Below are 11,574 nucleotides of genomic sequence, written 5' to 3'. Positions count from 1 at the left end.
TGTATGACAAAGTGGTTACATTTTAATAAACATAAAATGACAATGTAATTGACTTTAAAATTAGAGGGTTAAGTAAAGTTGAAGAACCGAAAAAAGCCGCCCGAAGGCAGCTTTGGTGTTGCGATTATAAATGAGTTCTTTTGTACGCTTACCTGTTGAAGCTGGTTATAGCAATGCAGTACGTAATGTTTCGGCGTGTACTTTTTCACGCTTCACATACTTGATCCATTGCTCAGCTAAACGCTGTGATTTTTTGTGTTTTTCCGCTTGCTCGAACGCTAAAATCGAGGCATCAAAGTTTTGTAAATTGTATTGCGCCATACCTAGAGCCACATACACATTTGATTCAAACTCTAAGCCGCCTTTATCGAGGGCTTTACGTGCTGCATCCGCTGCTTCTTCGTATTTTTCAAGGTTAATGCTTACCTCTGCGATACGTTGCTCATACTGACCATGCGTTACTAAATCAGCAGCCTTGGCAAAATAAGTAAGCGACTTTTCAGCCTCTTTTGCTTGTACCATAGCCTCGGCTACGAATGCGTAGTTTTTAGCTGACTGCTCGGCAATACCATCTTGCATCGCTTTGCTCATTACGCTCGCCGCTTTATAAGCAAGGCCATTGTATAAATACACTTGCGATAATTGGCGTAAATCAGATTTAGATGTTAAAAAGCCTTGCTGATATGCCGCTTCTAAAACCGCTAACTGCTCTTTTTCTGCGCCTGTTTCACCGTACATACCACCTAATTGAACCCAGTACTCTGGCTTATTGTAAAGCTTCACTAAGCGCTCAAGTACCTCGACCACTTTGTCAGACTGATTAAGTGAGTAGTACATAGCACGTTGTAAAATTAGCCAGTTTTCTTTTGGCATTTCACCTTTACTGTCGGCTTCTGCGATAGCAAGATTAATGTTTTCAATGCCTTTTTGGTAATCTTTAAGCTGATAATAGGCTTGTGATTTTAATACGTAATAAGCATCTGTTTTAGGCTTGTTGTTAATCACATCCCACTGCGCTAAATATTTGATTACCTTTTCGTAGTCACTGTTAGCCATTGCAAGTTGCGCTAAGCTAAAGGTGGTGCTTAGACGTAATGTTTCTGGAATTGCATCTTCGTTTACTACTTTTTCAAACGACGCAATGGCTTTATCTAAGTCGTTTTCGTTGTAATAAATAAAGCCATAGAAATTATGCATCATGGCAATTTCATACGAGTTCATGCTTGAAGAGCGCTCTTGAATACTATCAAGTGCTGCTAATCCTGCTTTTGCATCACCATCATCAGCTAGCTTTTGTGCACGCGCTAATTGGCTATACACTTTTTCGCGCAGTGCAGGTACGCGTTTGGTTTGTTGCTCCTCAGCGTAAGCTGTTGCCAGTGTGACACCGGGTAATAGGCTAACAACGCTTGGCACTACCAGGCTGCTTGTGAAAGCAGCCGCGCAAATCACGGCAACTTTTAAAGGTTTCATAATCGCATTCCTCTTTTCTAACCGTTAATTTGGAAAGAAATTTTGTTCTGTACGCCCGCTACTTCAACAGCTTCACCGTTAACAACGCGCGGTTTATATTTAAATTTAAGTGCTGCATCCATCGCAGCGCGGTCAAACAATGACTCTGGTTCAGCTTTAATAACTTTCGGGTCACGTACTGTGCCTTGCTTGGTTACTGTAAACTCAACAATCACATAGCCTTCGATCCCACGTGATAAAGCTCGGCGCGGATAAACAGGCGCTACTTTTACAATCGGTAAGTATTCACCGTCGCTTGATTCAAGGGCTAAGCCGCCAGCTAAGTTAACGTCGGCTTCAACACTGGCACCAAAGTCAAAGTTGACATTGCTCGCGTTAGGATCACTGTTTTGCATTTGCGGTGATTCCATTGGCGGAGGTGGCTCTTTTGGCGTTGGTGGCTTTTGCGGTTTACGTTCTTTCTTTTGCACTGTCTCTTCTTTTTTCAGACGAACAAAATCAAGTACGTTTCCTTTTACGGGCTCAGACATGGCCCCTTCACCACCGGTGATCAGTGCCTGCATGCCTAAAAACAGCATAACAGTCACGATACCAGCGATGATTAATGCAACTATATAACGCATCGCTCACATTCCTTATGATGCTTCTTGCGCAGCAATCGACACATCAAATGCGCCTGCAGCACGCGATGCATCCATTACTTTGATAAGTACATCGGTTGTGGCTTTCTTATCAGCTTGAATAACCACGCTACCTTGTGGGTTTTCAGCTTTTAAGCGCTCGATGTTTGCTTGTACTGCACGAACATCTACTTGGCGTTTGTTGATCCAAATCTCACCTTTGTCAGAAATAGCAACTAAGATGTTGGCACGCTCTTTTTTCACTGCCGTTGCTGCTTCTGGGCGGTTTACATCAATACCAGCTTCTTTTACGAATGATGCTGTTACGATGAAGAATATAAGCATGATGAAAACAACGTCTAGCATTGGCGTCATGTTGATTTCTTCAGCGTCGTCTTCTTGAAATAAGTTACCTAGTGGCGCTCTCATTGTTAGTCTCCTAGTGGGTGATGCTCACATCACCCTAAAATTCGTTTAGTGGTCTAAGACCATGTTGTCTTCAAGTAATTGCACTTCGCGTTTTGCACGACGTTGTAAGAACGTTGATGCGAAAACCCCTGAAAGTGCACCCACCATACCGGCCATTGTTGGGATAGTGGCTTTAGACACCCCTGATGCCATCGAACGTGCACTGCCCGTGCCTGTGATTGCCATTACATCAAATACTTCGATCATGCCGGTTACGGTACCTAACAGACCTAAAAGTGGACATAACGCAACCATTACGTTGATAAGCGCAAGGTTATTATTTAATTGCATGCCAGCGCGTGAAATCATCGCTTGGCGAATTTGCTCTGCGTTCCAGCTGTTACGCTCTGCTCTATTGCTCCAAGTGCTTTTTACGTCTTTCTTGTAGCGTTTAAAGCCACCAAAAAAGTACATAAAACGCTCAAGTAGCAATAACCACATCGCGAAGATGAGGACCCCGATGACCAAGAGAACTTGGCCACCTGTGTCGAGGAAATCACGTAGAGCATTGATTGCATCAATCAATAGCACCATGATTTATGCTCCTTTCTCGCTTCGCTCTGCGATGATACCTGCGCTTTGCTCTTGTAAAATCAACAGCATGTTTTTAGAACGCGTGTTAAGAAGTGTGTATAAGAATACTGTTGGGATAGCCACAACCAGACCAAGTACCGTTGTTACAAGTGCCTGAGATATACCACCCGCCATTAGTTTAGGGTCACCTGTACCGAACAAGGTAATTGCTTGGAAGGTGTTAATCATACCGGTTACCGTACCTAGTAGACCAAGTAATGGTGCTACCACAGAGATAATCTTAATTAGCGTCAGGTTACGAGTAATTTTTGGCATTTCACGAATAATTGCTTCGCTTAATTTAAGCTCAAGCGTGTCGTACGCGACATCTGGGTACTGGTCTTTCACTTTCATTACACGACCAAGCGGGTTGTCATCACGTGCCACTGTGTCTTTAAGCTGACGACGGATTTTGCTACCCATAATCATCAGAGATACAAAACGCTCAAGTGCAATTAGTAAAGCGATTAAGCCAACACCTAAGATGATATAACCTACAGTACCACCTTGGTGAACTTGCTCTTCAGTGTCAGGTGCTTGTACTAAAAGACCTAAGATTGAACCGCCAGTTGGGTCAAGTGCGAACGGTACAACACCCGAATTTGCATGCTGTAAATCAGCTGCAGTTGCTGTGTAACGGCTGCTTGGCTGACGTGTAAGCTGGCTGATTGTATTTGTAGCAGGTGTGTACTCTAGGTATTTACCATCAGCGATTAAGTTAAATGCACCAACACGCACCACTTCTTTTTGTGCTTTGCTGCCACCTTCAACGATAACATCAGTTGTAAAGCGAGATACTTTACCTTGTTCAGTCATTTCGCGTTGTAATTCAAACCATACTTTTTCGATATCATCAATAGAAGCAAGCTTTGACGTTGAGCCCATTTTTTGTGCCAGCTCATCCATGAAGTTACTGCGACCAGGAAGCTCTGCAGAAACAATAGAGGTCATGAATTTGTTGCTAGAATCGCCCGCGACTTGTTGTAACACACCGAATAGCTCTTTAAGTGAGCCCATGCGGTTTGAAAGTGTTTCGGTTAAGTTAGCTAGCTTTACTTCGTTTTCTTCAAATTGAGTTTCTAAGCGCTCCGATTCGTTAAGCATTGCAGTACGCTTTGCTTGTGTATCTTTAAGCATTTGTACTTGCTCGTTTTGACGCGCCATGAATGCTTGTTCACGTTGCTTATTCTCAACGCTTTGCTGTGCTTTACCTTGCTCTAATGTTTTTAGTAATGAATCTAAATCCATTGGCTCAGCCGCTAGGCTGCTTCCAGCAAAACCAAGGCCAGCTGCAAATACGGCCATTTTTGTCATTTTCGTTAATAATTTCATCTCAAACCTCTTATTCAGCAGCGTGGACTGGCAGTGTTAACATATCTGGGGCAAGTTGCTTACGTGCAATGCGTAAACCTTTATTGATTTGGCTGATTGCAGAATCTGGTAATTCAACAAACGATTTAGTTTGCGTATCCCAGCTGCCTGCTTTTTTGCCATCGCGTGTTAAATAAATAAGTTCTAAACGACCGATGCGTAAGAAATCTACTTCGCGCTCTTGGCCATCTACATTCAGTAATGATGTGTACGCTTCGATAGTGCGACCGTAATCGACTTCTACTTGGTAAGCTTCAAGTAAGCGGCGGAATTTTTCACTTGAAGTGATGTCTGCGCGGTCCATCATTTCTTTTAATGATGCAATACGCTTACTACGTTCTTCAGTTAAGAAAGGCACGTCTAGTGCAACAAATTGCTCAAGACCTGTGATCATGCGCATCATTAACGGCGTGATTTGACGCTCAATAACTGATACCTGATCCATTGACTCGTTTAACGCGTCCATTTCTGCAATTTGGTTGTTTAATTGCTTAGTTAGCTGCGCGTTATAAACAGTTAAGCCGTCAATTTCTTTATTAAGGGCTTTAAATTGTTGTAAACGACCTTGCATTGAATCTGCAATCTTGTCGATTTTTGTTTGTGATTGCGCGGCAGAGTTGTTTATTTCGCTGCTTTTATCAATTACTTTATCTAGATCGTTTGCATGTACTGTTGCAGATGCCGCTACAATACCTGCTAAAATCAGTGGTTTAACGCCTTTCATCGCATACACCTTTACTCGTTAAGTTAGCTTAATTTGCTAGTGGGTTTGTTTTAATGTGCGAAAGGATAACGATGAAAAATGACAAGCATGTTGCGCAAAAAATACAAAAATATGACAGCTGTAACAATTAGTTTATATTAGGCTGAAAAGGAAGCGATATTGGTATGAAGTTTAAGAGTTATTCTGTTTAGACTATGAAGTTATTATTTTAGGATTGAGAAAAAGGTAACAAATTTCTGCTTGACCTGAAGTTAGGTTAATCGACTATAGATCGCGACCAACGAATATTTTTCAAAAAGTTATTTCTTTTGTTAATAGAACTTGTTTTAAATATGCCAGCATTAGTAACTGCTGGCATATGATAAGTTTATACAAGTAGAGGAGCTGTATGACTAGCCATTTCTATTGAAAATTTAGCTAATTGAGAAAGTTTCATAAGCATCTTCTTAAAAATCAAGCGAATACCACGATAACTAAAATCTATAAACTTTCCTGCGGGCAGGCCACAGAATACATACATATGACCCACTATCCCTTTTACTTCGGCTGCATAGGCCTGAGTTGTTTCTATCTCATTTGCTAAATAGGTCGCAATAGCATCATAAATAGTGAGTAAGCCCGTTACACTTGCTTGTATCGAATGTAATACACCTTTTTTATTTAAAAAGTCGAGCAGCGCGGCGCCTATCTTTTTAGCCCAGCGAACAGAAAAGTGAGCTTGGTGACGTTTTTCAAAATCAAGGCGAATAGCTTCTTGGTGACGTAACTCAAACCCTTTTTGAATATCAGCATAGCTTTTGTATTTTGATGCCGTATTTAAATATCCAGGGGTCGGGTTAGTCATACTATGTGCACCAGGAGAGATATTCTGTGCCGAATTTAAAATATATTCGTCTGTAGTGTGCACAAAAGGCCAAACAGGCACCATAGGTACGGGATCACCTGCGTGAACACAGCGATATACGCCTTGTAACGCTTGCTCAGTATGACTTGCAAAACTTAAAAAACCAACTCTAGGTGCACCAAAAGTATACAGTTTCACAGGTACTTTAAAGCGTTGTTTTAGCCAATTAGCGGCTAAATTCGCCAACGCTCCACCTAAGCTGTGACCAACAACATGGACTGGTGCCGTAGGGTTTTGCGAAAAGTATTGCTCTAGTTGTGATTTAAGTGAATTAAAAGTTTGATTAAATCCCGCATGTACACTCTGATTATTAGGTCCTGTTGCGACACCGCAATGTAAATCAGTAAGACAATCGCGCATTTTTGCTGTACCACGAAGTGCTAGTACATAATGATCTTTAAACGCCCCTGTTCTTCCTTTAGCAATACAGCCAAATGGAGTTTGGTGCCGAAAAATTCGTTCTAAAATAGAGCCACTGATACCTGTAATATTGTTGTTATCAAAATCAAATAAAGGGCTTAGATAGGGGTAGCTAGCAGAAGTTTTTAATCCGCCCTGCTCAAGAGTTGCATAGGCAATGTTGGCAAAATGTGCTGCTTGTGTTGGTTGTAATGAAATCATATTTATCTTCCTTAATAAAATGTTGAATTTTTAGTTTAAATTATTAGCTTCATCAATAATTTGCTGTGGGTCAATTATAGTGAAGTCTTGATCCCACCTACAAATTGATGAACCTGTAAGCAATAAGTTTGGTTGCTCTGGATTATCAAACTTAAAAAAGACTTCTTTATTATTAATATCTCCGTTTAATTCCTTTAATTTTTGCGAGTATTCGTGCATAGGATGTATGCTGTATAGGGTTGCAGCCCATAATAAATATTCCTGCTTCTTATAAAAAAATTTAATCTGTTGAGCAGTTCTCATATCGACGAAAGGAATACCTGGTTGATCAGAACGTATTATCCATTCAGGAAAATTAAAGTTTCCATGAGCGTCTGTGTAAGTCGCATCTTTTCTTGCTTTTCCGTCACAAAAATATAAACCACGCTCAATTTTTACGTTGGCCAAAGGTTCACCATTATTTGTTAAGCGGCCTGTAACCTCTGGGCACAAATGCACTTTATATGTGCCAAACTTATCTAAAAGAGGCTGAATTATTGTGCTAAGGGATTGGAGTTTATCGATGAGTGACATTTGAACCTCTTAATTTATAAATGGAATTACGAGGTATTGCGTAAAAAAGTGTTGTACGCAGAATATCCACATTCCATGTCAATATTGTCAGCATTCTATAGTCTAGGTGAAAATATGCAATCAATTTTAGAGTGATGTAATAGATTATGTTGCACTAAAATTACACAGAATGAAATTAGTAAGCTTGTACTATTGAGACAGGCAAAGCTGGAGGTGCAGGGCTAGGCTAACTTGGAGGTTATACAATAATGTAATGTAATTTTTTGATTTTACCTTTTGAAGGAACATTCTTTTGTGGTGTAATATAGTTACAGGCAAGTTAATGTATGAGGTTGTTGAAAAGTAATGGAACCTCTTAAGGTGTGGTTTTTAACTCTATTTCTTGCATCAGCTGGCCTTTTCTTTTTTATAATATTACCAATGCTAATAACTATAAAAGATAAGAAAACTCAGCTAATAGAGGATGCTCTTAATGATGGTAATCGTTTTTACTCATTAAATATCATAACTGCTGGTAGCTGCGCATTGCACTATGGTTCTATCTTTCTATTTGACTGTTATTCTTTAATTTGATGGCACTGACACAAATTGCATAACCTGCTGGTAAGTGCTTTGCCAGTCTTGATAATTAATAGGCACAGCATGGTAAATCCCTTTATTTTCAATAACTAAAGACGGAAAACCTTGGACAGGCAAGCTCCTAACCTCGTTTATTTCATTCATTAGTAAAGAATTGATTTTTTCACTTTGAATTTCTGTAATAAAGGTGTTTTTTGCTAAACCAATTTGCTCGGCTAGATTGGCAAGCGTGCTTATGTCAGATGGGTTTTGTGCATTTAGGTAGTAGGCTTTTTGAATTGCGTAGAGCATCTCAAGCTCTTTGTTGTATTGCCTTGCAACAAGCACAGCACGGCATGCAGGGTAAGTTGAGCGGCGTGGTTGAGTACTCAACCAAAAGTTATGATTAAACTTAGTGCCAAGCTGCTGTTCTATACGTTGCCATGTTTGCTGTAAAAATTGCTGCATATCTTCAGGCATTGGTTCATCAGAATCAGGCGCAAGACCACCCACTTTATATTCAATAGCGAGTTTATCCCCTAGGGCTTCTTTCAGTTTTAACCAGGTCTCTCTATAACCCCAGCACCAACTGCACATTGGGTCATATACATAAATCAGCTTTGCCATTTAGCTCACCTCATGGAAATCAGACACCACCACATTACGCCCTTTTGCTTTGGCTTTATACAAATTATCATCAGCTTGCTTTATCGCTTTACTAAATTGGCTACCATGTTCAAGGTTTGCAATACCAATACTGCAAGTAATAGAAATAGACTGGCCAACATCATAAGCTATTTGCTTATTTGATACGTATTCACGTAGTTTTTCAGCAACACCATGGGCTGTTTTCAAACTTGCTTTTGGTAATAGAATCATAAATTCTTCACCGCCATAGCGTGCTTTTATATCTGTGCCACGTAATTTATCGTGAAGCATGGAAGTAAAGGCAATTAAAACCTGGTCGCCAAAGTCATGGCCATAGGTGTCATTGAGCACTTTAAAGTTGTCTAGGTCGATTAATAACACAGACATAGGTAAATAACTGTTCGCTTCTGTATCAAGCCTTGGCTGAATGTGTTCATAAATATAACGCCGATTGGCAAGGCCAGTTAGGGGATCGGTTAATGCATCTCGCTTCTCTATCAAAGTAATGTCTGCAATTTTTTGATGGCTCTTTTTTCTAAAGTATTCACTTATCGCAGAAAATAAAATAACCAGCGAAAATGAGGCCAAAAAACGAGAAACTTCAACATCGCCATACTGCACTTGCCCAAAGTTGGGGCCAAATAGCATTAATAAAGTACTGATATACATCACAGCCATTAATGCACTGCCAAACATCAACCCCAATGTGACATAAGAAACTACAGGGTAAAACATAACCCAATAAAGAGCTGTATTCTCTTTTCCTCCAGTGTAGATAAGAGAAATACACAAAAGTAAAACGATCGACATAATAATACAGGCAATTGTCATTAGGTTGCCTGTTTTAAAGTAATACAACAAACAAAGCACGATTGTTATATCACTAACAATTAACATCACAGTTAGTGGCATTTCATAAATATGGAAATTAGAAATGACTAACGATGTAATCAATACAAGTGCAAAAAATGCCATTGTAAACAAGGTAAAGGCACGACGTTGTTTATCCGCCGTGTCAACGGTTTTTGTAGTTACGGCTGTAAGCCAATTTTGGTCCAATACAGTATAATTCCGTTGTTAATTAAACTTTAAAGGTTAACACGAGCTTTTCTAGCTCATAAAACTGTGCTTTGAGTTTAGTGCACTCATTCAAGGTGTTATTTAAGTTATTTTGACCTTGGTTAGACAACTCACTAATTGAGTGAATATCACTATCGAGGCTTTGTATAACATGATTTTGTTCCGTCGTAGCGTTAGCAACACTATGATTTACTTCATCTATTGACTCTATAGCATGGGTGACTTCAGACATTTTTTCGCCCGCAACATTGGCTTGTGCCACACTTTTTTCACTGTCTTTTATACTCGCAGTCATTACTTCTACTGCCGAGGAAGAACCCTGCTGAAGCTGCGAAATCATCTCTTCAATTTCTTGCGTCGATTGTTGTGTACGATGTGCTAACTGACGCACTTCATCTGCCACAACGGCAAAGCCTCGCCCTGCTTCACCAGCCCTAGCAGCTTCAATCGCAGCATTTAGTGCCAGTAAATTAGTTTGCTCACTCACCCCTTTAATCACTTCAAGGATCTGACCAATACTTACGGTATGCGCATCTAGGCTGTTGATTGTTTTTTGTGCTTGTTCCATATTGCGTGACAGTGCATTAATTGCAGCAAGGTTATCTGCCAGTGCAGCCTGACTTTGAAGCGATTGGTTATTAGCACTTGTAGCAAGTGTTGATGCATGACTTGCACTGTTGGATATTTCCACTGCACTTGAAGTTAGCTCGTTAATTGCGGTTGCCACATTATCAGTACGTTTAGTTTGATCTGCGTACATAGCTAATGTGCCTTGGGTTTGATTAACCAAGCTCTCTACCAAGCGCTCTAACTCTACTGTGGTGTTTTTAACTTGCTCGATAGAGCCATGAATTTTTTCAATAAAAGCATTAAAGTAGTGACTTAGTTCACCAAACTCATCATTGTTTTCAACTTCGAGGCGGCGGGTCAAGTCCCCTTCACCTTGAGCAATGTCTTTAATGGCATCGTTTAAACGCTGCATTGGTCGCATTAAATAACGAAGTAAAAACTGCATCATTAGCACAATGGCGGCGATACCGATTAACATATAAATGGCCGCCATGTTTCTAAATGAGGCCACCGATGAGTAAGCAATTTCTTCGTTGATCACCACGCCTAAATACCAGTCAACGTTTTGAATTCCTTTGATTTTAGTGAACGACACGAGTTTTTCTAAACCACCAACTTGCACTTCAACAAACTCAGATTGTAAAGACAGACTTTTACCAAACAAATCGCGCATGTTCTTATCGTTAAATTTTGTGTCTGGGTGGCTTAATATGCGCCCTTCACTATCGAGTAAAAAGCCATAACCAAACCCTAAAAAGTCAATTTCGTTAACGATCTTTGTAATGGTTTTCATATCGATATCGGCACCTGTAACCCCACTAAAAACACCATTGGCTTGCATAGGCGCAACAGCAGATATAGTTAGCTCGTTAGTGGTTACATCAATATAAGGTGCAGTAAATGCGGTGTTTGTTTTGTTTTCAACAAGCTTGTACCACGGCCGAGTCGTGGCATCGTAATCAGGTGGTAATACAACTGATTGGTCATTCAAAACAAAGGTACCATCGGTAATACCAATGTAGGTGTTTTTAAAATCGCCAGCTTTATCCGCTGTGTTTAGCTGTGTCAGTGTTAGGCTTTTACTGTCTCCTAACTGATAGGTTTCGGCAACAGATGAAACAATAGCCAGCTTCGCGTTTAGCCAATTTGCTATATTTTGCGATACCGATTGAGAAATCTCTTGAAGAACGAGCGAAAGCTGCTCCTGCGTTTGGCTACGCATAGAGATGAAATTGTTAATGGTAAATAAACCGAGCACTACCACTAAAACCAGTGATGCTGCCACAGTTACCTTGGTGGTAAATTTAAGAGTGCTTTGCATGACAAACCTGTTTGTTATTTTTTTCGTTGTTAGCTATTTATTTTTAACAAATTAAAACCACTTTGTCTTA

11 protein-coding genes are annotated in these 11,574 nt (G+C 40.2%); all 11 read right to left on the bottom strand.

Annotated features, from left to right (window positions below):
- Positions 1-165: 165 nt before the first annotated feature.
- Positions 166-1,473: a tetratricopeptide repeat protein gene (locus L0Z67_RS19115; RefSeq protein ID WP_392353225.1), complete on the bottom strand. Its 1,308-nt coding sequence runs from the start codon at positions 1,471-1,473 to the stop codon at positions 166-168.
- A 17-nt stretch (positions 1,474-1,490) separates the two neighbouring features.
- Positions 1,491-2,096: an energy transducer TonB gene (locus L0Z67_RS19110; RefSeq protein WP_392353223.1), complete on the bottom strand. Its 606-nt coding sequence runs from the start codon at positions 2,094-2,096 to the stop codon at positions 1,491-1,493.
- A gap of 12 nt (positions 2,097-2,108) precedes the next feature.
- Positions 2,109-2,522, bottom strand: coding sequence for a biopolymer transporter ExbD (locus tag L0Z67_RS19105; protein ID WP_036971869.1), 414 nt, complete (start codon positions 2,520-2,522; stop codon positions 2,109-2,111).
- Between the two features lie 45 nt (positions 2,523-2,567).
- Positions 2,568-3,095, bottom strand: a complete 528-nt coding sequence (locus L0Z67_RS19100; protein ID WP_392353221.1) for a MotA/TolQ/ExbB proton channel family protein — start codon at positions 3,093-3,095, stop codon at positions 2,568-2,570.
- Positions 3,096-3,098: 3 nt separating this feature from the next.
- A complete protein-coding gene (locus tag L0Z67_RS19095) occupies positions 3,099-4,466 on the bottom strand; it encodes a MotA/TolQ/ExbB proton channel family protein (protein ID WP_392353220.1) in 1,368 nt (455 codons plus the stop codon).
- Between the two features lie 10 nt (positions 4,467-4,476).
- Positions 4,477-5,229, bottom strand: coding sequence for a DUF3450 domain-containing protein (locus L0Z67_RS19090; RefSeq protein WP_341804749.1), 753 nt, complete (start codon positions 5,227-5,229; stop codon positions 4,477-4,479).
- A gap of 367 nt (positions 5,230-5,596) precedes the next feature.
- Entirely contained in the window at positions 5,597-6,754 is a 1,158-nt protein-coding gene (locus L0Z67_RS19085; RefSeq protein WP_392353218.1) for a lipase family protein, read from the bottom strand.
- Positions 6,755-6,784: 30 nt separating this feature from the next.
- A complete protein-coding gene (locus L0Z67_RS19080; protein WP_392353216.1) occupies positions 6,785-7,327 on the bottom strand; it encodes a DUF6795 domain-containing protein in 543 nt (180 codons plus the stop codon).
- Positions 7,328-7,891: 564 nt separating this feature from the next.
- Positions 7,892-8,512 (bottom strand): DsbA family protein, encoded by a 621-nt coding sequence (locus L0Z67_RS19075; protein WP_392353214.1) that lies wholly within the window; start codon positions 8,510-8,512, stop codon positions 7,892-7,894.
- Positions 8,513-9,592 carry a GGDEF domain-containing protein gene (locus L0Z67_RS19070; protein ID WP_130152216.1) on the bottom strand — a complete coding sequence of 360 codons (1,080 nt, stop codon included), beginning with the start codon at positions 9,590-9,592 and terminating at the stop codon, positions 8,513-8,515.
- Positions 9,593-9,614: 22 nt separating this feature from the next.
- The gene (locus L0Z67_RS19065; protein WP_392353211.1) at positions 9,615-11,504 is read right to left on the bottom strand and encodes a methyl-accepting chemotaxis protein; all 1,890 of its coding nucleotides are present in this window, start codon (positions 11,502-11,504) and stop codon (positions 9,615-9,617) included.
- Positions 11,505-11,574: the final 70 nt, after the last annotated feature.

The organism is Pseudoalteromonas sp. PB2-1 (assembly GCF_045040605.1).
Taxonomy (GTDB): Bacteria; Pseudomonadota; Gammaproteobacteria; order Enterobacterales; family Alteromonadaceae; genus Pseudoalteromonas; species Pseudoalteromonas arabiensis.
This window is presented reverse-complemented; position numbering and strand designations above follow the sequence as displayed.